Origin of the sequence: Mucilaginibacter sp. (assembly GCF_965277465.1) — a bacterium.
Taxonomy (GTDB): Bacteria; Bacteroidota; Bacteroidia; order Sphingobacteriales; family Sphingobacteriaceae; genus Mucilaginibacter.
The window spans coordinates 740,464-761,388 of record NZ_CBDICW010000001.1; the positions used below are offsets into that span (position 1 = coordinate 740,464).

Genomic DNA, 20,925 nt, shown 5'->3' on the forward strand with positions numbered 1-20,925 from the left:
CCATGAAAGCTGTTGAAATACTACCGATGAAAAAAATCCTGCTGGTTGAAGATGATCCGGACATTATTCAGCTATTGAACCTGAACCTCAACGAACCGGCCTACCGCCTGACATCCTGTATGTCGGGTAACGAAGCACTGCAAACTATCAAAAACGATTGTTTTGATTTTATCCTGCTGGATATTATGCTTCCCGATTTGGATGGGATCGAGATTTGCCGGACTATCCGTGGCCAGCAATTGAAAACACCGATCATGATGCTGTCTTCCCGTTCGGAAGAGATTGACAAGGTGTTGGCGCTGGAAATGGGTGCCGATGACTACATGACCAAACCTTTCAGTGTTAGGGAATTGACAGCACGGATCAAGGCGCATTTACGCAGCCGGGAACCGGAAGTTTTGGTGGAAACTAAGCCGGAGATCCGGTTTAAAGATCTCGTGATCGACAACCATCTGAAAAAGGTGAGTCTGAAAAACAAGCGACTCGAACTGACACAAAAAGAATTTGATCTGCTCTTGCAATTGGCCCGCAATCCCGGCAAAACCTACAGCCGCCAAGAACTCTTGACACTGGTATGGGGCTACAACATCTCTGATTACGAACATACCGTCACCTCGCATATTAACCGTCTTCGCATCAAACTGGAAACAGACTTAACTAAACCTCAATATATCCTCACCTCCTGGGGTGTGGGCTACCGATTTGCAGATGAAACTCCGGAACAATAGTATATTCAGCCGTATCGGCGTATTTATGTTCATATTGATAAGTGTGCTCAGCGTACTGTTTATGGCCATTGCCTATATGGCCACCACCCATTTTTACGAGGCCAGTACCCAATTGCTGAACAAGGATGTGGCGGCGCATATCGCTAAGTTCACATCACCTTTTGGGAATAATGGCATCAATAAGCAGAAAGCAGATTCGGTATTCTATAACGCCATGGTCATTAACCCAAATGACGAGGTGTATTTTTTAGATACCAAAGGCAAGGTGATTGAATACCAGGCGGCTGATTCCCTCATTAAAGCCTGGTATCTGCCACTGGATAAGATCAAGACGCACATCCAAACCGGTGGCACAGATTATATCAAAGGCCCTGATCCGAAAGACCCCGGCACCATGAAAATATTTTCGGCGGCTGAAGTGGTCATTAAGGGCAAGATCATAGGCTATATCTATGTGATCCTGGCCAGTAACCAATACCGGAATGTAACTGACCTGTTGACCGGCAGCCATGTCACCACTTTGGCTATAGAGGCCTTTTTAATCATTATCGTTCTTTCGCTTTTATTTACCTGGTTATACTTTAAACGCCTGCAACGCAATTTCAACAGCGTGATCGCAACGCTTGACCGTTTTCGCGAAGGTGATTACGAGGCGCGTTTTGACGGAAAAGTGCCCAGCGAACTGCATAGTATTATGCTTGCTTTTAATAGTTTGGCAGACCGGTTACATCAGACCATTAGTCAATTAAAGCAATCCGAGGATGAGCGCAAAAACTTTATTACCAATATCTCGCATGACCTGCGGACACCGCTTTCGGTCGCGAAAGGTTATACCGAAACCCTGTTGCTGCAAGGTAAATTAAGCCCTGAGGCTACCGAACATTTGCAACTGGTTGAACATAAGATCCAGGTGGTGGAGAACCTGGTGATGCAGCTGTTTGAATTGTCCAAACTGGAATCGGTTGAATTTAAGGCCCAGCGCGAACCGTTCGCTGTCGCCGAGGTAGTTAAGGAGATCGTAACCTCCTGGATATTGCCGGCTCAAGCGAAAAAGATCACGCTGGAATGTCTGGGTTGTGAAACAACCTATATGATCTTCGCGGATGTGAGCATGATGGAAAAGGTGATCCGTAATCTTATTGGTAATGCCGTTAAATATACACCCGATAATGGCGCCATTAAGGTCGAACTGCATAAAAAAGGAAGTGAGCTGGTATTGCAATTCGTAAACAGCGGCCCCGCTGTGACAGATGATATCAGGCTTTGGCTCAATAAAGGAAATGCTAACCGTCCGCCAAAATCAGGCTTAGGCTTGGCGATTGTGAAACGCATCCTCGAACTGCATGATTATGAGTTGAAGCTGAGCACGGGCAAAAACAACACATTCACCATTCATATGGCATTGTATCAAAGTTGATGAATTGTATATACTTCTGTGATAACTTTCCATCACTACTACAGGTTGTTCATTTATGCAGACAACACCCCATCACCCCACCGATCCGCAACACTGGAACGGCAAATACGGTAGCTATCTCCAAAAGATTGCCCTAAGCAAGATCAATGATACAGAACAGGCCCGTGACCTGGTGCAGGATACCTTTTTGGCGGCCTTAGAAAGTCTCGATTATTTTAAAGGAAACAGTACAGAAAAGACCTGGCTGACCGGAATCCTGCTGCATAAAGTCATGGACCTTTACCGTAAGCAAAGCGTGCAGCAGGCTAAAGAAACGGAAATTATTGCGGTGCATGCCCGCCAGCAAAGTAATTGCTCTAATGAAGACCTGTTGATTTATAAGGAATTTATGGTCGGTCTCAAACGGAACCTCGCTAAAATGCCTCGCCTTTGGGCGGATGTTTTCCAACTGAAATATTTAGAAAATACTCCGACGGACCTGATCTGCCGCCGATTGGGTATAACCACAGCCAACTTCTGGACGATCAGTCACCGGAGCCGGCTGCGGTTAAGAACTTACCTAATTAGCGGTAACAGCCAAAGCATCGCCGGCCGTCCAGACTGATGCTCCCAACAATACGATATCTTTAACCAAGAACTCTCCCGGTTGTGGAGACAGGAACGGAAAGGACTGGCCCATTTGAATGATACCCGGCGTAGATAATAAGAAAGTGAGCGTGATCACAAAAGTAATGATGCCGCCAATACTGCCAACCGCCGAAGCTTTTGGCGCAAACAATTTGATAGCGATAAGCAGTCCGCAAATGATCTCGATAGTGCCCAGTACCATCGATAAAGTATAGATGCTCATGATACCCAATGTCCACGATAAAATAGGACTGTTCATGACCAATGGTTTGATCCCCTCTGCCTCGTAGGGCATAAACTTGGTGATACCGATCCAAATCAGTACAATGGCCAAACCGTAGCGGATGATGCCGGCACCCAAGCCGGTTAATTGATTGTTTTTCATAGTTTTAGTGATTGATGTATACTAAAACATTAGTCGTTTAAACAACCAAAACCTTTCAATCTTTTTCGCAGGCAATAACAGCCCGGAAGGTAGATTTATCAGCCGTGGTATAATAAAGCCAAATCTGTTTGCCCACCAGTACTGCCGAGGCGGCAAAGGCGATATCCGTTTCACCGGGTTTGCTTTTCGGTGGGGTGATCAGCGGGTCTTTACTCCGTTCAGTAACTTTGCCTTTCTCATCCAGTTTCACCCAGCCGATACGCCAGCGGGCTTTATCATCCGAGCCATTATAAAACATCACCGTTTCGCCATTAACATCCGAAAGTACCGGGCCGGGGCTTAAATGGTAACTATCCCAGTTATCTTTGACCGCTTCTAAAAATTCCCCCTTGATTTTCCATGGGCCTTCCGGATGTTTGCTGGTGGCCTTGCCTAATTTGGAGCGATGTTGATCAGCGTATTCAAAAAGCAGATTCCATTTACCGTTTTTCAGTTGCGTTACCGATGCTTCCTTAGGATTGAGATACGGCTTCTTACTGGGGATAGCGACGTTATTTAATGTTAATGCGTCCAGCGTTTTTCCTTTGGCCATCAATAACTGTCCCTCCATTTTGGTTTGGTTCCAGCCGGTATAATACACTAAATATCCTTTTGAAATACAAACAACGGTCGGGTCTTCGCAGCCATCTTTGTCCAAACTGGTTATACCCGGCGCGATGACCGGCCCGTCGCTCATTTTAAAGTTGATGCCGTTTTTAGAAATGCCCGAATATACGCGCGCTACCTTTTGTGTCGCGTCTTCGGATGTGTTCACGGCACGTACCAGCATTTTATACACGCCGCTTTCTTCCCATACCAACGGGCTGAGTTTATACATGCCCTCCAGGGGCGAACTGCATTTCAGTTTCAGTTCCTCTATTTTGATGACATTGTAACTCATGCTCCTTGTCCTAAATTCTGTGATAAGGCTCCATCCAGTGTGAAGGTTTGCCCGGCAGCATAGCTGGCATCTTCAGATACTAAATATGCCGCCAGTTTGGCAATCTCCCAGGGTTCGGCCGCGCGCTTCCAGGGGATACTTTCAACTTGTTTTTTTAGTACTTTGGGGTCGTCAATTGCTTCCTGGTTCATCGGGGTCAATACCATTCCCGGCGCGATGTTATTTACATTTATCCTCATTTCGGCCAGTTCCAATGCCAGGCAACGGGTCAGGTTACGGACCGCGCCCTTACTGGCACAATATTCGGCCGCCCCGGCGCGTGGGATATCTTCATGCACCGAACTCAGGTTAATGATCTTGCCTTTTCCGCCAGCGGCTTTGCGCAGTTTGATAAACTCTTTGCAGGTATAAAATGTGCCATAAAGATTGGCGCGTATCGTTTGGTCAAACACATGGATATCCATATCAGCCACCGGTGTGCCGGAAGCATCGACACCCGCACTGTTCACTAAGATATAAGGGGTGCCCAATTCCTGCGCCGCTTTAAAGAGTGCCTGTACTTGAACATAATCGGAAACGTCAGTTTTTTGGATGATGGCTTTACCGCCATTGTCTGCTATAGTTTTCAGCGTATCGTTCGCAGCTTTTTCATCTTCATGATAGGCGATGACGATAGCGGCACCCTGGTTACCCAGTTCAATGGCAATAGCCTGGCCGATGCCTGATTCCGCGCCGGTGATGACCGCGACCTTGCCTTTAAGGCTTTTATTTGTTTCATTTTTCATAGGAAAGATTGTTTGTAGAGGTTAGTCGTCCCGCAATGCATATCCTTTCAAAAATGAAGCCGAATTATGATTATCGCTGAAATGGTGCGAACCTGCCGACCTTTTGCAGCAAAACGTCGATGTCAAATGGTTTGCAGATAAAATCATCTGCGCCGCAGCGCTGTGCAGTTTCGTCCAGTTTAGCGGTTGCGGAAATCAGTACGACAGGTATCGCAATAGTGCGTAAATCGTTCTTTAATTGCCAGCAAATATCATGACCACTTTTACCCTGTAGCCAGTTATCGATCAGCAGCAAGGCCGGCGGGTTCTTTTCGATCTCGTAAACGGAAGTCACATCCCGCCCCACAGTAACTGCATAACCGGCATCTTTTAAGATCGTCGTTAGGAGGGTCAATATGTCTTCGTCATCATCGATGACCAGGATTGTTTTTGGTGCCATATTTCCCCAAATTTAAGAATTATTTTGGCGATCCCCTCCGGGCCGTGCGCTCTGCTTTATCTTTCTTTGAAGGGATGCCGCTGCGATCACTGATCGTTTTTCCAAAGACTTCAGGCACTTTTGCTTTGCGCAAGAGCCTGGTTATCCTGATCCTTAGATCAGCGCATCATTCCCGCCTCACTGGTTCACCACGCTCCCTTTTTTCCGCCGGGTAAAGCTGCGCTCGTTTTTCATTCCTGCCCTGATCCTGATGACTTGGCTGATTGCGGCCCACGCACTATCAATAGACCCGGCCGAAAGTAAAACCGAGCCCTGCGGGTGCCTCGTCCGGCAACGGTAGCCAGAAGGGCATTTTTCCTTTCTGCCGGTTGATTTCCTTGCGGATGATTTGTATTAGGCTTCTTCTTCATAGCCTCCCCCGGACTGCTTTTAACTTTTAAATGCTTTTTCATTTAGCCTTTGCTTGAGGCAAATTTACCCCTTTTCAGCGGCCAAGGCCAGGCAAGTGCCGCTTAAAAAAATCTCCACACCTTCGCTGCGCTCCGGGTCGTATTTTTTTGCGTCAGCCTTGTTCCGCTCGCCCCCCGCGCAAGTATTCTGCCTCTATCAAAGGCCAAATGAGGGTTTTGCCGAATGGGTCATTGAGGAACAGATTTTTTAACAAATAAATTTTTACGCAAATGGAACTAACAGGAAGATTAACCGCAGACGCTAAGGTTAGCGAGGTTAAAGGAGGAAAAAAAGTAGTGAATTTCAGTATCGCTATCAATGACAGCTACAAACCCAAAGACGGGGAACGGGTGGAACTGACCACCTATGTGGAATGTGCCTACTGGCTGAATGCCAAAGTAGGCGAGTATCTCAAAAAAGGTTTATTGGTGCAACTGTACGGGCGCATGGGTAGCCGTGCATGGGTGAACAAGGACGGCGATGCCAAAAGTTCATTGACCTGCAATATCGCCAACCTCAAATTTTGGGCGGTTCGGCTAACAGCACCAGCCCAAAACAGGGTGCAGATAAAGGCAATTCAGCAGGTGAAGATGACGACCTGCCATTTTAAGGGAGATAACATAATATTCATTTAGAGCGCAATTCAGCGGTCATTAAAAAATTAAGAACATGGCACATAACATCAACAGGGTAAACGGAAAAGACAGCTTTTTCAGCGTGAACGAAAAGGCATGGCACGGATTAGGTCAAATCGTTGACCAGTACCCCACAAGCGCAGAAGCGATCAAATATGCGGGGTTGGATTACGAAGTAATTAAATCACCCCTGTTTACCTACCATTGGGATGAAACCATAGGAGATAACGGAGAAGTGGTAGAGGGAAGCCAAATGCCCGTAACCAACCATTTTGCTACCGTCCGTACAGACAACCATGCCGTTTTGGGCGTGGTGGGCAAGGACTACGAAATCGTACAGAATGTAAACGCATTTGAATTTTTTGATGCCATCGTAGGTGGCGGGGATGGTATTTTGTACGAAACCGCAGGGGCATTGGGCAAAGGAGAACGCATATTTATCACCGCTAAACTGCCGGGATATATACGGGTGGGTAAACAGGATATGATAGAACAGTATCTTTTCCTGACCACTTCGCATGATGGGTTCGGCAGTATCACCGCAGCATTTACCCCTATCCGTATCGTATGCAACAATACGCTTAATGCCGCCCTGCGCAACCACAGTAACTCTATTAAGATAAGGCATACTGCTTCGGCTAACGACCGCCTGAAACAGGCACATACGCTGATGGGCATATCGGGCAGTTTAGGGCATGAACTGGAGGGATTGCTCAACCATTGGTCACAGGTAAAAATCACCGACAAGGAAGTGAAACGGCTCATACAGATTGCCATGTCGCCTAACAGAGAAGTACTGAAAAACTTAGCGAACGGCAAAGTAGATGAACTGTCCACCACTTACACTAATATCGTAGATAACGTGTATGAATACGCTTTAGGCAGTCCCACCCAACAAATGGAAACGACCGCCGGAACGGTATTCGGTGCCTATAACGCCATCACGGGCTATTTTCAAAACGTACGCAAATTCAGCGATGACGTGGCAAAATTCAAATCCATCATGGACGGCACAGCCAAACAAAGAGGGCAGACCGCTTTTAACCTTTGCCTTGATTTTGCCAAAAACGGAGCGGATGCGCTTACCCTGAATTAATCAATGGGGGAGCAATCCCCCTTATCTTCTTACTTAAAAATGAATGTCATGCAACCATTAAAAGCATTAAATAATGTACAGAAAGCAAGGTTATTACACGCTTTGCTGATGCACGAGATACCCGCCTTTTTGATTTATACCCAACAGTTATGCGCCTATATGCGGGAGAACCCCGATGAAGTGCGCAAGGTTTGGGTGAACCAATTATTCGGGGTGGATTTTTGGTTCGGGTTGGCCGAAGAAGCCGACCGCAAAATCAAACGCTACGGTAAACAACTGGAAAAAAGCAGTGCGGTATTCAGCGACCAGCTATTTGACGGCTACGGCGCATTGTACCTCAATCATTGCCTAACCACTTATACCGAACAGGGCAAGCACAACGACCCCAAATTCAAAATTGCAGTCGAATTATTTTTTAACCCTTAATGTTAAAATCATGGGACTCTTAATCATTCAGCATCATCCGAACCTGTCCGCTTACCTGCTTATCGGGGCAGGGTTAATTATCCGCTATATCATCAACAGGCGCAGGTTTAACCGCCGTGGCGTGGCAGGTTTGCAACTTTTTTCATCCTATGAGAAATGGTGGCTGACCACCCGTATTGAGGCACTCTTTTACTTTTTGGGATTACTCGCTATCGTGGCGGGTATCTTCTTATTCATCTTTAAATAATCACGTTATGAAAACGAACTTTTTTGAAAATATTGCTAACCTGAATGCCCCCGGCATTTGGAAGTTAAGCATACATAATGAGGCGAACGGGCATTTTACCGTATCTGCCCTGTATTCACCTAACCAATCCAATGAACCTGCCACCAAAACGATTGCGCCCCTGATATTCAAGGGGACGGCATCCGAAATGGATGAGGGCTTTTTTGAAGCTATCGGGCAACCCGTACAGGCTACCGCAGGTTTATACAGCAATATTGAAGTCTATAACAAGAATTTGGATAACGCCAAAAAGAAGCTGTCGCAGGGTAACAAGAGCCAACCCGCTAAAGTGAAATCGAATACGGAAGACGGCGATGATATAGAAGTAGCCGAACCTAAAATATCCGCAGAGGATAAAAAGAAAGCCTACACCGATGCGATACGCAAAGTGGTTGAACTGAACGATGCCTGTAAATACGCTGAAGCATTGGAGGTTTTACCCCCGGTGAGCGATTACCCTGAAAAGGCGGAAGAACTGAACAGGCGGAAAGCCGACCTGACCCGCAAAAAAGAACAAATGGCGCAAGCCCTGCAACTATTTAATCAAGATTAGCCATGTTACAGACCACGCAATTAGAAAGGATTTTTATCCATAAAGATAATGGGCAGGAAGTCCGCTTATCAGACCCCGGCGAAACATTCAATCCCGATATAGTACTCAACTTTTATTCGGGTACTTACCCCGTGCTGACCAATGCACGGATAGTCGGCCCTGAAATCAAGAACGATGAGATACAGTACCGCTTTGAAAGCACGATGGGTACGAAAGGCTAAACCTAAGACAATGGAAAAGCGATTAATGAAAAGGAAAGTAACTGTTATAGAAAAAAGCAAGCAATGGAAACTGCATCAATTATTCGGCAACCTCGCAGAGCGGTTAGACCGCTTGCCGGACGCAAGGGAAGTACAGCAAAACCGGCTAAGAAGCGCACCGCAGGAACGCACCATAATGGTTTTCTGAACCATTCCTTTAACCCTGTTTGGGGTGTGGCGTTCAGCGATTGGCGTAAAGCCGAAAGGGAGTTTTTTGTTTCGTTGGGAAACCTTTGCGATTTGTACGGATGGACAAAGCCGGATGTTTCCGGCCTGTCTTTTCCGCAAAACGTTTCGGTTGCTTATAACGGCGTGTCGGGATTATTAGGCTCTAAATCAGACATTAAATTAAACATCTGTCAGGATAAAACGCACCTCCTTTGTTTAGCCACCTCGAAAACATTTGATACGGATTACCACCTGTATTATATTCCTGTCCGTCCGCTTTGGAGTTTGCGGGAGGTAAAAGCGGACAAGTTACCCTATGATTTGCTGTTGGCGGTTTTTCGTTATCTCTACCAAGTGTCGGGCGTTCCCTTTTATACCGAGCCGGGGACGATTGACGGCAATTACGAAACCATCAAAAACTGGCTGGACGAAGAACAGGATGAGGAAGAAGAACCCTTTAGGCAACGGCAGAAAAAGGAACTGAAAACATTGCAACTGGCAGGTAATACCTTATTGCCCGAACTCCAAAAACCGTTTGCCTTAAAGGAACTGGAAAGTGATTTGGTTAGGTATCAGCAGTTTACCGAAGCGGATGGTTACTTAATTAATGTCCTTTACGAATTTATCAAGTTGATAAAAGACTATCCTAAACAGGCAGTCAAAGAATCCATGTATTATGACGAGGAAGAAGATGAGGACAACCAAACGATATATTGGGAGCAATATATTTCCTTTTACTGGAGCGGAAACGATTGCCTGTCCGAAACCCTGTACCAAATGGTAAACGATGAGTTTCAGGAAATGGGCTATCAGGAAGAACCCGTCAGCAACCAATGGTTCAATACCCCGCAGGAAAAGCCCTGCCATGTGTTTGATTATGAACCCCGGCTATTGTCGCTTATTGACCGTTTAGCCGAAATTTTAAATGATTACGATGATGAAGAACATCACGAATAATTTTTGCAATACCTATCAGCCCATCAAAGCCCTGTTGATCTGTCAGAAACAGGGCGGGGATGATGGCAACGAAGAACATAGTATTTACGTGGAAAGCTATGACATCGGCAAGTTTGGCAAGCCCATCAATGCGCATCCCTTAACGTTTAAAGAAACCCTGCAACTGAGCCGCCTGTTCCAGGCTTCATAGGAACTCAAAACAGGCTACCTGCGGAGCAGGGGTATTCTGCCGAACAAGGTGCTGTATGTTAACCCGCAACAATCGGGCTATGCTGTTTGGTACACGCCACCACAGGAAGTACCCTTGTTTTTCGCATCCGCTTTGGGCATCCCATCCGGCAGGGGAAAAGTCCCTGCTATGATATGGAAAGCCGGGAGGGAGGAATTAGCGGTATATGCAGTAAAAGGGAACAAAAAGCCTTGCAGTAAAACCAAGTTGTTCCATGCGCCCTATTTTAATATTTACAAGGAGGGCAGGGTATGTATGGGTACGGTGCGGGTCAATATTACAGAAGCCGCCCGTTTGGAGGATTTTATGGCGCAATGGGAAAGTTACTTTTGGAACAGCTACTTCAGCCACCTGATGAGTGAGTTCAACCCCGTTACCGAAAATATCGTTCAGCTATGGCAGGAGCAGGTCGCAACGGACAGCCCCTTTCCTGTGCAGTTATTAAAACCGACCAATTTTACCTTACAAAACTTACTGACATGAAAACGAAGAAATTGAAAGCGATAAAACCATGTGTACATATCGTGGAAAAGGTATTGCTCAATCCCTATAATCCCATCATGGTTAACTTAATTGGTGCGGGGGGTACAGGTAGCCAGTTCCTGACCGCTTTGGGCAGGATGAACCATGCCCTGATTGAACTCGGGCATCCTGGCCTGATGGTACGGGTATTCGATGATGATAAAGTCGAACCCGCCAACCTCGGCAGACAGTTGTTCCCTACCGCAGATTTAGGGATGTACAAAGCGGTTGCCTTGGTCAATCGCATCAACCTGTTTTTCGGTACGAACTGGAAAGCCATAACGGAACGCTATGATAAGGACACTATACAGGCTCACCCTGAATTGCGGATGGCTGAATTTACGGTGTCCTGTGTCGATACGGTTTCCGCACGTTTCGAGATAGCCGAGCTGTTGATGGGTATCGATCAAAAAATGGCTTATTCCCGTAACCGCCCCCTGTACTGGATGGATTTCGGGAACAGCAGGGACACGGGGCAGGTGGTTTTGTCTACGCTCACCGCTATCCAACAGCCGGAAAGCAAAAAGTTCAGGGTGGTAGAAACCTTGCCATTGGTCACCGCAGAGTTTAAGGAATTACTGGAAAGTTCGGAAAGCACCGACAACACGCCAAGTTGTTCTTTAGCCGAAGCCCTGACCAAACAGGATTTGTTCATCAATTCCGCTTTGGCGAATTTAGGGGCATCCCTGCTTTGGCAACTGTTCCGCGAGGGGATGCTGTTTAACCGGGGTTTTTTTCTGAACCTGAAAGAGTTTAAGACACAGGCTTTAAAAGTAGCCTGAACAGATAATGAACATCCATGAAAAAGATTACGGATTTGGATGGTAAGGAGATAGCGGTAACGGATTTGGCATTAGCCATTTTACAGGCGGACGACTACCGCCATTACAGGGTGAACCACCCATCGCCATACCATTTGCATTTAGTTGATTATTGGGAGGATTTATATCAAAAACTCCTAATATTGGACAAGGATTTAAAACAGAATAACGGCAAATTATGATACGGTACACCACAGGGAATATCATGGATTCCAGTGCTGAAGCATTGGTGAATACCGTCAATACAGTTGGCGTAATGGGGAAAGGAATTGCCCTGCAATTCAAACAGGCGTTCCCCCATAATTTTGAAGTGTATAGGCAAGCTTGTTTAAACGGTCAATTAAAGACGGGACAGGTTTTAGCCGTAAAGGATAACGAACTGCTAATGGGTGAAAGGCTTATTATCAACTTTCCCACTAAACAGCATTGGAAAATGCCATCCCAATATGAATTTGTGGAAAGCGGGCTGATTGCCCTCGTTTCCTATTTGCGGAACAATCCCGTTAAAAGCATTGCCTTGCCTGCTTTGGGCTGCGGGAATGGCGGACTGGACTGGAACAAGGTGAAGCCACTTATTGAGCGATACCTATCCGCCCTTGAACTGTCAATATGGGTTTATGCACCCCAAATAAAATCAAGCTGATTTTTCAAAATCGTCCGGAGGGCTCCGGCACGCCGGAGCCCCTTTTCGCCCCGTATTTCCGCATTGTTGATAGCTTTGGTGAAAATACGGGGCGCTTCACTTAGGAATGAATTTTCGATTTCGTTAGAGCGTGTATAGGTCTAATGTTTCTTCATTGACATTTAACCAGGAGTTTCCGGTCTTTTTAAATCCGGATTGGGTCAACAGATCCCGCATACCATCGTTTTTGGTCGTGGCGTAAAACCGGGTTCCGGGTTTATGGCCTATTAAGGCCTTAATAAGGTTGCGGCTGATCCCCTGCCGCCTGAAATGTTCATTTGTTACCGCGTAACCGATCTCGAACAGGTAGTTTTCTGCCAGCCTGGGGACTTTTGCCTTTAAAAAGATACTGGTAACATAACTCCGCTTTTGCTTTTTGACCGAGGCGATACCCGAAAGTTGTTCACCCGAATAGGCGAAGGCCAGCACAGCGGCAGATGCGATTCTTTCCGCAAGGCCATCGGCCAGCACCTGCCCACCCGTTATAACCAGTTCATGGAATTGCCGCAGTTGGGTTGCGGAACATTCAGCGGGTGTTAACACAGAAATTTGGTGATCGATCATAACCGGTTTAAATCTGAACCAATTTAGGAATATTAAATAATATCACAACTCATATTTGCGGGGCTTGCTGCCGCGATTTAACTTTGTAAAAAATCAGACATGAAAATAAAGGATATGTTCGATGCGCTTGGGCTCACCACGGAAACAATTAAACAGTTGATGGCTGATATTGCACTATATAATTTTCAGCACCCGGAAAAGCCGATGGCGGCGATCTCGCTGGATGCCGATATTAACACAGTAATGGTCAGCCAGACCCCGATGATCGGCAGGGCTATCGCCAAAGAAAGAGGGCGGTTGTTCCTAGATGAGGAAAGGCAATTCCCGCTCACCTTTGATACGAACGCCTTACGCTACGGCTCACTGGAAATTGCGAAATTTTATGATAAGGCGCATTTATTTGATTAAGTTTACGTTTTATAACTGCCGGAAACTCTCCGGCAATTGTGATAAGGTTTAGGTTGAAAGGTCCTGGCAGCGAGTGTCCGGGACTTTTCTCTTTAAGGCAGCATTAGTCCTTATTAATTTTAATACGCTTGCTCTTTACTTCTCCACTCAATACTCTGTTAATATCCTCGTAACTATAATAAAGGATACCCCCGATCTTAGTGAATGGTATAGTGCCGTTGTCCCTCAATGTTTGGAGGGTATTATCAGATATTTTTAAAAGGTTCTTTACCTGGTAGGTCTTTAACCATTTTTTGGGTTCTTCAAAAGATTGGCCTAACAATCCCCTGATTTGACTGAGCAGGTTTTTTCCAAATTCCTGTAGATCTTCCTTCGTGATGATTTCTGCTGCCATAGCTTTAATTTAATTTTAGTTTATTTCAGTTATTACGCGGCATTGATTTTCAGTGAAACCAGTAACCTGATGCAAATTTGGTTTAAATGGGATTAAATTATATCCGAGTTTATCCGAGTCGGATATAGTTTTTTTGCAATTGTGTCCGCAGTGCGGGCACAATCTGAATCTTTTTGAAATATCGCAGTTTTCAAAGTAAAATCAATTACGGATGCAGTTCGTTCTCAATTCAAAATATCGGGGAAAATCCAATCATGTACGCACCGCTTACACAATTGGGATCAAACCATGATAATGAACTAAAAGTTTCAATTGTGCAGGCGCTGGCTGCACAATTGAAATTGAGGCGTGACTTTGGACATTGTGATAATTGTTATCAAAATTGAAGCAGGGGAAAATGGATGGGGCATTTTAATGTCTGGTTATAATTTTGACGTCACATATTGCGACGTCAAAATCCAATAAATATTGGTGGAAATGAATACGCACACTCTGTGTGCGTATTCATTTAGTCATTCTCCTTATCTTTTGTTTAAGGATTTCGCTGTGAATCTCCTTGGATAATTGCCCTGCTGTAGATAGGAAAAGCTGATATTTACTTGCAAAAATATTGCTCTTTTCCGGGAATGTAACTTTTACTACAGCGTCGTTTTACAATAACATCAGCTGCTCTTTTCACGGTTTTTTTGGAAATGCCTGTTTTATCGCTTACTATACCCGCGCCTATCTTTGGCCACATCTTTGAACTTGTGATTTAAACCGGCAAGCATTTATTCACCCTCTTTAGTGAAAAACAGGTACGCCGGCACAGCGGCGCTAATCCCGCCAATCACTAATCCCGCGATCCTTATGCGTTTTTTTTTGATTATGCGGGAACCTTATCCTTTTTCTCCCTTTCCCAGAAACGGTGCTGGGCAATCGCATGAATAAAGTCTTTTGGCGTTTTGCTTACTAATACACCCGGTGTGGTTAATTTTTCGGCAACATAGGTTTCCGTCAAGAAAGTATCGTCATCAGCGGCGATGGCTTTGCAATGACGATAGCTTTCATTAACAAAGTGAATCGCGTCCGCATTGTCCAATAATTCTTTTGTGCCGGCAGGTATATAAACGGCATCGAAAATCACCGAGGCCACGGTTAGGAAGCTCATGTCCACTTTTATTGCCGCGCCTTTGGCATCCTTGATCGAGCCCCCATGAGGCGCGATCAGCTTACATTGTGCGCCTTCAGCTAATAAAGCTGCCTTCATCGTTTTTATAGCCGTACCATCCACGCCATCCGCCGCCAGGATCGCGATCTGCCGGGTCTTAATGGTATCTTTCGGACTGTTCGTCATACTTAGTGCGGGCGATTTGTCCAGTTGTTTTTTCGGGTGATCCTGGTAATCCGCCGGGTTAGCGTCGGCTCCGTAATTACGGTTCAATGGTTCCTGTGGGGCCGGTACCGCTATACCTAATCCTTCCGCAACTTTAGCCGCTAATGTCGCACTAACCTTACTTAACAGGCCAACCATGCGTTCGCGGATCGCTGGCGTTTCCAGCTTACCCAATTCAAAGCGCAGGGCATCGATGATGTGGTTTTGCTCCGGTTCCGACTGGCTGTTAAAGAACAGGGTCGCCTGGCTGAAAAAATCCATAAAGCTTTTGCTGCGCGCCCGTACCTTACGGGCATCGACGCGTTCCTCATAACTCGTAAAACCGCCTTCGCTCGCTTTCGCCTGCTGGGGGAAACCGCCACCAACCGTGTTCGGGTGGTAGCTGGACTTGCCCACATTGATCTGCTGGCGCATGTGACCGTCACGCTGGTTATTTTGAACAGGATTAATAGAACGGTTAATTGGTATTTCGTGGGAGTTAGGGCTGCCTAACCGGGATAGCTGGGTATCGGTATAGGAAAACAAACGGCCCTGCAATAGCGGATCATTCGTGAAATCTATACCCGGTACCAAATGTCCGGGATGGAAAGCTACCTGTTCGGTCTCGGCGAAGAAATTATCGACGTTACGGTTTAAGGTCATTTTACCTATCTTCATCACCGGTACCAATTCTTCGGGAATCAGCTTGGTTGGGTCTAACAAATCAAACGGATATTTATGCTCATCTTCTTCCGGCACGATCTGTACGCCGAATTCCCATTCCGGAAAAGCCCCGGCTTCGATGGCTTCATATAAATCCTGGCGATGAAAATCGGAGTTTTTGCCGGAGATCTTTTGCGCCTCATCCCAAGCCACCGCGTGCATACCCAGTAAAGGTTTCCAGTGGAACTTGACAAAGCAGGATTTGCCTTCGGCGTTGATAAAACGGAACGTATGGATGCCAAAGCCTTCCATCATGCGCAAACTACGCGGGATAGCCCGGTCGGACATCGCCCACATGATCATGTGCATAGATTCCGGCGTCAGCGAGATAAAATCCCAGAAAGTATCATGCGCCGAGGCCGCCTGAGGAATTTCGTTATGCGGCTCCGGTTTGACCGCATGGATCAAATCCGGGAACTTAATACTGTCCTGGATAAAAAAGACCGGCATATTATTGCCCACGAGGTCGTAGTTCCCTTCTTCGGTATAAAATTTTACGGCAAAGCCACGCACATCCCTGGCCAGGTCAGTGGAACCTCTAAAACCCGCTACGGTAGAGAAACGCACAAATACCGGCGTTTCAACCGATGGATCCTGTAGGAACCCGGCCTTGGTATATTTAGCCATGGATTCGTACACCCGGAAGACACCATGTGCACCCGAACCACGCGCATGTACGATCCTTTCCGGGATACGCTCATGGTCAAAATGGGTAATCTTCTCGCGAAGGATAAAATCCTCCAGCAAGGTCGCCCCACGTTCGCCTGCCTTTAGTGAGTTGGTATCATCATTAATTTTCAGGCCCTGGTCGGTGGTCATCATTTCGCCGCCGGCGCTGGCCTGGTCGGCCTTTAGATCTTCCAGTTTAGGATTAGGCGATACGGGTGGTGTGGTTTTTTTTGCCATTATCGGTTACATTATTTGGTGTAAAGACAACCTTCACTAATGACGTTTGTTTCATTATAAGAAAATAATTAAACCAATAATGCAATTGCAGCCTGGTTGTCTTGTTGCCGTGCGAGGTCGACGGCGGATAGGCCGCCTTTATTCAGCAGGATTTTATCCGCACCCCTCTCAACCAGCAATTTAACGAGTTCGTTCCTGCCGAACATAGCGGCGAACATCAGGGCCGTGCCGCCGTTGCCATGCTGCAGGTCCATGTCCGCGCCCTGAGCGATCAGTAGTTCCGCGATAGCGGGATAACCTTTAAAGGCGGCGCCCATTAGCGCTGTGTTGCCGCCACCGTCTGTCCCGTTCACTTTCGCTCCAGCTTTTAACAACAGTTCTGCAGCAGCATATTGATTGTTATAGCAGGCGATGATCAAAGGCGTATAGCCTTTTTCGTCCCGGGTTTCGAGATCAGCCTTTTGAGCGACCAGTTCGGTCAGCACCGGCATGTCGCCTGCCCGTGCTGCGGGAATGATCAGTTGATTAATATCGATCATAGTTAACGATGATTTTGTCCAAACAAAAGCATCCAATCCGGCTATTGTTTTATGGAGGCCGTAAATTAAAACGGTCCCGCCATTTCAAGCCGGCCTTAGTTCGCGCAACGAGGCAACTACCAGGGCAATGGCTTCAAGCCGAAGCTCCCGCTCGCCTTTGTCCATGAGCGTTAACAGGCGCTGTTTCTTTTGCAGGTAAGTCTCCGCGTTGCCACGATCATGTTTCATCACCCAGGCGATGTTGCTGATCAGGTCGGCATATTTAACCGTTTGGGCCATGGGGCTGATCATAGTCAGGCGTTCTGCTTCCCTTTCTTTTCGGCTGGCTTTGCTTAATTCCGGGTAAGCCCCACGGGTAAAGACATCGGTCAGCTCTACCACAGCGGCCGTAATATGGACGCTGTCACTTTCGGTGTAACCAAAGTTTTGCAAAGCGTCCCTTAATCCGGTGGCTGTGGTTCCGGTATCTTCCAGTAAATCATGGCAAAGGCCGATCTCGTAACCCAGGGCCATCGCTTTTTCGGCTGTTTCCGCCACAAATGCCAGGTGATCGACATCAGACGTTTCCGTTCGTCTGATAATTTGGCTCCCGTGCTGGTGCTGTACCCAATTCTTTAATTGCTGCCTTAAATTCATACGAGTTTGTCCAGCTTGAAATAACCCAGGTGTATCTCGTCTTCTGGCAAGCCGGTCGCCGGTATTATTTGAATATGGTATTTGGCCTTTTGCCCGGCGCTGAGCATATCATCAATCAGGTAGATATCATCTACGTCAATGCCATATTTATCGTCAACATGGGCGTTAGCGCCTTTTATCTTAGCAATTGTATTCGTTTGAAAGAATGCGTCTTTTTTTGCTTTGCGTACTGCCGCAACCCGATCGCTTTGAACGGTAAGTACGACGTAATGCTGTTCTTCCAGTTTACCGGCAGTATAACCGCCCAGATTAATAAAGAATAGCTTTTTCGATGAATGCCGGGCCTCTTCTTTGAGGACTACCTTTACCGCGTAACTATCAACAGCGTTCACTTCACGCCAACCGTCGATGTGAATGTTTGCCGACGCCCCGCGCCAAAATTTCCTGATATCCGGAATGAGTTCTTTCAGAGATGCTGCGATGCCAAAAAAGTAATCGTGCTGCTCCACATGGCGGCCGGGCGTTTTAGAACCTAATAAAAGTATGTATAATTTTAATTCACCCATGTTTTAGAACATACGTTGAATAATGCTGTTGGAAGCTTCTTCGCTAAAATCCAAGCCGGAATAATCGGGGTTATAGCCGCCGATATAAGGCACTGCCATGATATAGATCCGCTCGTTATAAGCGCCATAAGCATCCACCACCTGGAAATGGTCATTGATGGTGATGCCGGAGACTTTCAGATAATAATCACCGTTGTCATCTTGTGATACGGCTTTACCTTCCTCCGTAGCTTTACGTCCTTCTTCAGCCGAACTGAATTTGAGTTTGGCCTGGCTAACCGTGCGTCCGCTCAATAAACTTTTAAAAGGAAAATCTTCAAAAGTCAAATGCGGTTGTCCCACACAATCGATATAAGTAGAAAAATGGATGGCCTGTTCTTTATCGGCTTCGTCCTTATAATGATAGACCGCACCGCCTGCTTCATGGGGCTCCACTTTACTATCATCCCCAACCGGAATAAGCGCTAACACGCCAGCCTGGTGTAAGGCCAATAGTTCTTCACTGGAGCTTTGCGGTATATAAGCGATCACGATAGAGATAAGCGGTGTCAAGGATTTTTGCAGCCGTTGCATGTCTTCTGCAGATAGATGTTTTGCAGGGTAATTCAGCGCGAAACTAAGCACCCCCAGCATCTCTTTCCAATAAACGGATTCTTTTCGTTTAATGGATTTTTCGGCTTCAGCATGTTCAGCTTTTAATAACTGGAACGGATCAAGACGTTCCCGCAGTTCCATCATCGCGGCTACAAATTCTTCCAGGTGCATATCCTTGATCTGTTCATAAAATTCCGGTTCCTTGGCTTTTATCGGTAACTTGAAATCCCTCTCAAAGATGTGATCTAAAGACAAAAACCCATTGTTGTTTTTAATATGCTCCGCAATTTCTTCCCTGGTCAGCAGCGCATCATTTGATAAATGCGAATCTTCCAAATGGAAACGTACGGCAGGAAGCATCCCATTGCGGGTGTGCAATACCAGCTTAAAGCCGGGATTATGATCGAAAAGTTGATAGGATAATTTGCCATTGACATCCTTTTCAAAAATTCCGTTATGACGGGCTAACGTCCGGATCGCATCGACTGCTGTCAGCGAAGAGCCTTTAATAGCTACCGGGTGGTCCAGTTGCATACCTAGTTTAGCCGGCGGATATGGTGAATCAAAATAATTGGGCACCTTGCCTTCGTGCCGGTGCGGCCAACTATGTCCGGTGCAAATAATTACCTGGTCGAAATCAAATCGAGCCTGTGCGGCGATCTCTACCACGACCTTACCCTTTTCGGGCTGATCAATAATATCTGTTACCGGGCTATTATAATGCACTTCATATTCGATGCCTCTCTCTTTGGCTTGATTTTGCAGCAGGTCGAATTGGGCGGTCAGGTATTGACCGAACAACAGGCGCGGCAATACCTTGTATTCATTGAAACGCTTTGCATCCATGTGATATTTATTCAGCGTATCTTTTGAAATGGTTTTGATCCAGTCATTCAAAGAGGTAACCAACGGCGGGATCTCATTACCGGATACGTTGGTGATGTGTTCATCGTTCGCACCTTCGGCGCTGTATGGCATACCCGCGCCCAAGCGTTCTTTGCGCTCGAATATCGTAATGCTGATATCGGTTCTACCCGTATCAACGAATCGCTTGAACATGAACAAGCCACTGGGCCCACCGCCCAAAATGGCGATTCGTTTTCTATCTCTCAATTTATTTTTGGTCTATTCGAAGAGCTATAGTTCAACAATACCAAAAGGGGAATGTTTGCCGGCTGGCCTTGCTGGTACGGCCTTATACTTTACAAACTATTTTTTGGTTAAGAAGCTATGGCCAGTACCCTCCTGTGCGGTAATTTGTTTGCAGGGACTTTGCTGGCGGCATCCATCAATGCATATTTTTCGCGAAGCTTCCTTAGTATTTCAAAACTGAAAGCATCGGCTATGGGCAGGTGATAGTCCCCAACCGTTTTGGAATGCAATTGCAGTTGTGATGCAGCAACCTTTAAGTTCTCGTGGTTGATATGGGTCAACCCCGTTTTACCATCCGTATCAAAAATTACGAAGGTATCGATCTGGCGGCCTTCATCATCGGTAAAGACTACTGAAGCATTTGCTTTATATTGTTCCATTGCATTTAAGCGGCTTGTTTTGAACGAATCAGTTGCAGATCGGCAAGCAACAGTTCCTTTAATTCCAGATCTGTGGCTATTAATAGCATGATGGTAGTTAAGTCTAAATTTTCCATAACGTTGTTTTTTATAAATACGGGAATACCAAAATTATGCCAGCGGCTTTACCGAGCGTAAAACACCGCACAAACCGCCGTAGCCCGGCTATTTTATACTACATGATGAATTTGATTTTGGTCAACACGCGATCAGGACGCATTGTAAGGCGTAATACGCTTTAAGATGTCAGACAAAGCCAACGCA

The 20,925-nt window shown here is 46.3% G+C and carries 28 protein-coding genes; 16 read left to right on the top strand and 12 right to left on the bottom strand.

The window, feature by feature from the left end; all coding sequences use genetic code 11:
* Positions 1-2 precede the first annotated feature (2 nt).
* Genes ACQY4U_RS03345 through ACQY4U_RS03355 form a run of 3 tightly spaced genes read left to right on the top strand, consistent with a single transcriptional unit; the run spans position 3 to position 2,749 of the window.
* The gene (locus ACQY4U_RS03345; RefSeq protein ID WP_428327957.1) at positions 3-728 is read left to right on the top strand and encodes a response regulator transcription factor; all 726 of its coding nucleotides are present in this window, start codon (positions 3-5) and stop codon (positions 726-728) included.
* Positions 709-2,145, top strand: coding sequence for a sensor histidine kinase (locus ACQY4U_RS03350; RefSeq protein ID WP_428327958.1), 1,437 nt, complete (start codon positions 709-711; stop codon positions 2,143-2,145). The genes ACQY4U_RS03345 and ACQY4U_RS03350 overlap by 20 nt, the downstream gene beginning before the upstream one ends.
* Positions 2,146-2,200: 55 nt before the next feature.
* Entirely contained in the window at positions 2,201-2,749 is a 549-nt protein-coding gene (locus ACQY4U_RS03355; RefSeq protein ID WP_428327959.1) for an RNA polymerase sigma factor, read from the top strand.
* Here the strand turns inward: ACQY4U_RS03355 and ACQY4U_RS03360 are convergent.
* The 4 genes from ACQY4U_RS03360 to ACQY4U_RS03375 form a co-directional block, all read right to left on the bottom strand.
* Positions 2,705-3,157: a YkgB family protein gene (locus tag ACQY4U_RS03360; protein WP_428327960.1), complete on the bottom strand. Its 453-nt coding sequence runs from the start codon at positions 3,155-3,157 to the stop codon at positions 2,705-2,707. The genes ACQY4U_RS03355 and ACQY4U_RS03360 overlap by 45 nt on opposite strands.
* A gap of 55 nt (positions 3,158-3,212) precedes the next feature.
* Positions 3,213-4,097 (bottom strand): hypothetical protein, encoded by an 885-nt coding sequence (locus tag ACQY4U_RS03365; protein ID WP_428327961.1) that lies wholly within the window; start codon positions 4,095-4,097, stop codon positions 3,213-3,215.
* Entirely contained in the window at positions 4,094-4,882 is a 789-nt protein-coding gene (locus ACQY4U_RS03370; protein ID WP_428327962.1) for an SDR family NAD(P)-dependent oxidoreductase, read from the bottom strand. The genes ACQY4U_RS03365 and ACQY4U_RS03370 overlap by 4 nt, the downstream gene beginning before the upstream one ends.
* Positions 4,883-4,952: 70 nt before the next feature.
* Positions 4,953-5,321, bottom strand: a complete 369-nt coding sequence (locus ACQY4U_RS03375) for a response regulator (protein WP_428327963.1) — start codon at positions 5,319-5,321, stop codon at positions 4,953-4,955.
* 680 nt (positions 5,322-6,001) lie between these two features.
* Here ACQY4U_RS03375 and ACQY4U_RS03380 point away from each other — a divergent pair.
* From ACQY4U_RS03380 to ACQY4U_RS03435, 12 genes are all read left to right on the top strand, one after another.
* On the top strand, positions 6,002-6,406 hold the full coding sequence (locus ACQY4U_RS03380) for a single-stranded DNA-binding protein (RefSeq protein WP_428327964.1): 405 nt from the start codon (positions 6,002-6,004) through the stop codon (positions 6,404-6,406).
* Between the two features lie 34 nt (positions 6,407-6,440).
* Positions 6,441-7,502: a DUF932 domain-containing protein gene (locus tag ACQY4U_RS03385; protein ID WP_428327965.1), complete on the top strand. Its 1,062-nt coding sequence runs from the start codon at positions 6,441-6,443 to the stop codon at positions 7,500-7,502.
* 48 nt (positions 7,503-7,550) lie between these two features.
* The gene (locus ACQY4U_RS03390; protein WP_428327966.1) at positions 7,551-7,928 is read left to right on the top strand and encodes a hypothetical protein; all 378 of its coding nucleotides are present in this window, start codon (positions 7,551-7,553) and stop codon (positions 7,926-7,928) included.
* 10 nt (positions 7,929-7,938) lie between these two features.
* The gene (locus ACQY4U_RS03395) at positions 7,939-8,175 is read left to right on the top strand and encodes a hypothetical protein (RefSeq protein ID WP_428327967.1); all 237 of its coding nucleotides are present in this window, start codon (positions 7,939-7,941) and stop codon (positions 8,173-8,175) included.
* Positions 8,176-8,182: 7 nt separating this feature from the next.
* Positions 8,183-8,767 (top strand): PRTRC system protein E, encoded by a 585-nt coding sequence (locus tag ACQY4U_RS03400; RefSeq protein WP_428327968.1) that lies wholly within the window; start codon positions 8,183-8,185, stop codon positions 8,765-8,767.
* A 2-nt stretch (positions 8,768-8,769) separates the two neighbouring features.
* Complete coding sequence (locus ACQY4U_RS03405; protein ID WP_428327969.1) at positions 8,770-8,988, top strand: PRTRC system protein C; 219 nt, start codon at positions 8,770-8,772, stop codon at positions 8,986-8,988.
* A 63-nt stretch (positions 8,989-9,051) separates the two neighbouring features.
* The gene (locus ACQY4U_RS03410) at positions 9,052-10,152 is read left to right on the top strand and encodes a hypothetical protein (RefSeq protein WP_428327970.1); all 1,101 of its coding nucleotides are present in this window, start codon (positions 9,052-9,054) and stop codon (positions 10,150-10,152) included.
* Positions 10,130-10,342, top strand: a complete 213-nt coding sequence (locus tag ACQY4U_RS03415; RefSeq protein WP_428327971.1) for a hypothetical protein — start codon at positions 10,130-10,132, stop codon at positions 10,340-10,342. Before ACQY4U_RS03410 ends, ACQY4U_RS03415 begins: the two co-directional genes overlap by 23 nt.
* 36 nt (positions 10,343-10,378) lie before the next feature.
* The gene (locus tag ACQY4U_RS03420) at positions 10,379-10,864 is read left to right on the top strand and encodes a hypothetical protein (protein ID WP_428329720.1); all 486 of its coding nucleotides are present in this window, start codon (positions 10,379-10,381) and stop codon (positions 10,862-10,864) included.
* On the top strand, positions 10,861-11,685 hold the full coding sequence (locus ACQY4U_RS03425; RefSeq protein WP_428327972.1) for a PRTRC system ThiF family protein: 825 nt from the start codon (positions 10,861-10,863) through the stop codon (positions 11,683-11,685). Before ACQY4U_RS03420 ends, ACQY4U_RS03425 begins: the two co-directional genes overlap by 4 nt.
* Positions 11,686-11,702: 17 nt before the next feature.
* On the top strand, positions 11,703-11,906 hold the full coding sequence (locus ACQY4U_RS03430; RefSeq protein WP_428327973.1) for a hypothetical protein: 204 nt from the start codon (positions 11,703-11,705) through the stop codon (positions 11,904-11,906).
* A 23-nt stretch (positions 11,907-11,929) separates the two neighbouring features.
* Positions 11,930-12,367: a macro domain-containing protein gene (locus ACQY4U_RS03435; protein ID WP_428327974.1), complete on the top strand. Its 438-nt coding sequence runs from the start codon at positions 11,930-11,932 to the stop codon at positions 12,365-12,367.
* Positions 12,368-12,490: 123 nt separating this feature from the next.
* On the opposite strand, the gene ACQY4U_RS03440 is transcribed toward ACQY4U_RS03435, so the two are convergent.
* On the bottom strand, positions 12,491-12,970 hold the full coding sequence (locus ACQY4U_RS03440; RefSeq protein WP_428327975.1) for a hypothetical protein: 480 nt from the start codon (positions 12,968-12,970) through the stop codon (positions 12,491-12,493).
* A gap of 99 nt (positions 12,971-13,069) precedes the next feature.
* Here ACQY4U_RS03440 and ACQY4U_RS03445 point away from each other — a divergent pair, with 99 nt between their 5' ends.
* The gene (locus ACQY4U_RS03445) at positions 13,070-13,378 is read left to right on the top strand and encodes a hypothetical protein (protein ID WP_428327976.1); all 309 of its coding nucleotides are present in this window, start codon (positions 13,070-13,072) and stop codon (positions 13,376-13,378) included.
* 103 nt (positions 13,379-13,481) lie between these two features.
* Here the strand turns inward: ACQY4U_RS03445 and ACQY4U_RS03450 are convergent, their stop codons facing one another.
* From ACQY4U_RS03450 to ACQY4U_RS03480, 7 genes are all read right to left on the bottom strand, one after another.
* Positions 13,482-13,772, bottom strand: a complete 291-nt coding sequence (locus ACQY4U_RS03450; RefSeq protein WP_428327977.1) for a helix-turn-helix domain-containing protein — start codon at positions 13,770-13,772, stop codon at positions 13,482-13,484.
* 865 nt (positions 13,773-14,637) lie between these two features.
* On the bottom strand, positions 14,638-16,755 hold the full coding sequence (locus ACQY4U_RS03455) for a catalase (protein ID WP_428327978.1): 2,118 nt from the start codon (positions 16,753-16,755) through the stop codon (positions 14,638-14,640).
* 68 nt (positions 16,756-16,823) lie between these two features.
* On the bottom strand, positions 16,824-17,294 hold the full coding sequence (locus tag ACQY4U_RS03460) for an ankyrin repeat domain-containing protein (protein WP_428327979.1): 471 nt from the start codon (positions 17,292-17,294) through the stop codon (positions 16,824-16,826).
* Positions 17,295-17,378: 84 nt separating this feature from the next.
* Positions 17,379-17,831 (bottom strand): hypothetical protein, encoded by a 453-nt coding sequence (locus ACQY4U_RS03465; RefSeq protein WP_428327980.1) that lies wholly within the window; start codon positions 17,829-17,831, stop codon positions 17,379-17,381.
* Positions 17,832-17,926: 95 nt separating this feature from the next.
* Complete coding sequence (locus ACQY4U_RS03470) at positions 17,927-18,496, bottom strand: DUF1543 domain-containing protein (protein WP_428327981.1); 570 nt, start codon at positions 18,494-18,496, stop codon at positions 17,927-17,929.
* A gap of 3 nt (positions 18,497-18,499) precedes the next feature.
* Positions 18,500-20,203: an FAD/NAD(P)-binding protein gene (locus tag ACQY4U_RS03475; RefSeq protein WP_428327982.1), complete on the bottom strand. Its 1,704-nt coding sequence runs from the start codon at positions 20,201-20,203 to the stop codon at positions 18,500-18,502.
* A gap of 107 nt (positions 20,204-20,310) precedes the next feature.
* Positions 20,311-20,622: a hypothetical protein gene (locus tag ACQY4U_RS03480; RefSeq protein ID WP_428327983.1), complete on the bottom strand. Its 312-nt coding sequence runs from the start codon at positions 20,620-20,622 to the stop codon at positions 20,311-20,313.
* Positions 20,623-20,925 lie beyond the last annotated feature (303 nt).

Coding starts and splice junctions, on each gene's coding strand:
- ACQY4U_RS03405 (WP_428327969.1), top strand. CDS start 8,770: ATGTTACAGACCACGCAATTAGAAAGGATTTTTATCCATAAAGATAAT.
- ACQY4U_RS03435 (WP_428327974.1), top strand. CDS start 11,930: ATGGATTCCAGTGCTGAAGCATTGGTGAATACCGTCAATACAGTTGGC.
- ACQY4U_RS03450 (WP_428327977.1), bottom strand. CDS start 13,772: ATGGCAGCAGAAATCATCACGAAGGAAGATCTACAGGAATTTGGAAAA.
- ACQY4U_RS03415 (WP_428327971.1), top strand. CDS start 10,130: ATGATGAAGAACATCACGAATAATTTTTGCAATACCTATCAGCCCATC.
- ACQY4U_RS03430 (WP_428327973.1), top strand. CDS start 11,703: ATGAAAAAGATTACGGATTTGGATGGTAAGGAGATAGCGGTAACGGAT.
- ACQY4U_RS03345 (WP_428327957.1), top strand. CDS start 3: ATGAAAGCTGTTGAAATACTACCGATGAAAAAAATCCTGCTGGTTGAA.
- ACQY4U_RS03350 (WP_428327958.1), top strand. CDS start 709: ATGAAACTCCGGAACAATAGTATATTCAGCCGTATCGGCGTATTTATG.
- ACQY4U_RS03470 (WP_428327981.1), bottom strand. CDS start 18,496: ATGGGTGAATTAAAATTATACATACTTTTATTAGGTTCTAAAACGCCC.
- ACQY4U_RS03385 (WP_428327965.1), top strand. CDS start 6,441: ATGGCACATAACATCAACAGGGTAAACGGAAAAGACAGCTTTTTCAGC.
- ACQY4U_RS03395 (WP_428327967.1), top strand. CDS start 7,939: ATGGGACTCTTAATCATTCAGCATCATCCGAACCTGTCCGCTTACCTG.
- ACQY4U_RS03455 (WP_428327978.1), bottom strand. CDS start 16,755: ATGGCAAAAAAAACCACACCACCCGTATCGCCTAATCCTAAACTGGAA.
- ACQY4U_RS03445 (WP_428327976.1), top strand. CDS start 13,070: ATGAAAATAAAGGATATGTTCGATGCGCTTGGGCTCACCACGGAAACA.
- ACQY4U_RS03355 (WP_428327959.1), top strand. CDS start 2,201: ATGCAGACAACACCCCATCACCCCACCGATCCGCAACACTGGAACGGC.
- ACQY4U_RS03440 (WP_428327975.1), bottom strand. CDS start 12,970: ATGATCGATCACCAAATTTCTGTGTTAACACCCGCTGAATGTTCCGCA.
- ACQY4U_RS03365 (WP_428327961.1), bottom strand. CDS start 4,097: ATGAGTTACAATGTCATCAAAATAGAGGAACTGAAACTGAAATGCAGT.
- ACQY4U_RS03360 (WP_428327960.1), bottom strand. CDS start 3,157: ATGAAAAACAATCAATTAACCGGCTTGGGTGCCGGCATCATCCGCTAC.
- ACQY4U_RS03370 (WP_428327962.1), bottom strand. CDS start 4,882: ATGAAAAATGAAACAAATAAAAGCCTTAAAGGCAAGGTCGCGGTCATC.
- ACQY4U_RS03400 (WP_428327968.1), top strand. CDS start 8,183: ATGAAAACGAACTTTTTTGAAAATATTGCTAACCTGAATGCCCCCGGC.
- ACQY4U_RS03375 (WP_428327963.1), bottom strand. CDS start 5,321: ATGGCACCAAAAACAATCCTGGTCATCGATGATGACGAAGACATATTG.
- ACQY4U_RS03425 (WP_428327972.1), top strand. CDS start 10,861: ATGAAAACGAAGAAATTGAAAGCGATAAAACCATGTGTACATATCGTG.
- ACQY4U_RS03390 (WP_428327966.1), top strand. CDS start 7,551: ATGCAACCATTAAAAGCATTAAATAATGTACAGAAAGCAAGGTTATTA.
- ACQY4U_RS03410 (WP_428327970.1), top strand. CDS start 9,052: ATGGAAACTGCATCAATTATTCGGCAACCTCGCAGAGCGGTTAGACCG.
- ACQY4U_RS03460 (WP_428327979.1), bottom strand. CDS start 17,294: ATGATCGATATTAATCAACTGATCATTCCCGCAGCACGGGCAGGCGAC.
- ACQY4U_RS03480 (WP_428327983.1), bottom strand. CDS start 20,622: ATGGAACAATATAAAGCAAATGCTTCAGTAGTCTTTACCGATGATGAA.
- ACQY4U_RS03380 (WP_428327964.1), top strand. CDS start 6,002: ATGGAACTAACAGGAAGATTAACCGCAGACGCTAAGGTTAGCGAGGTT.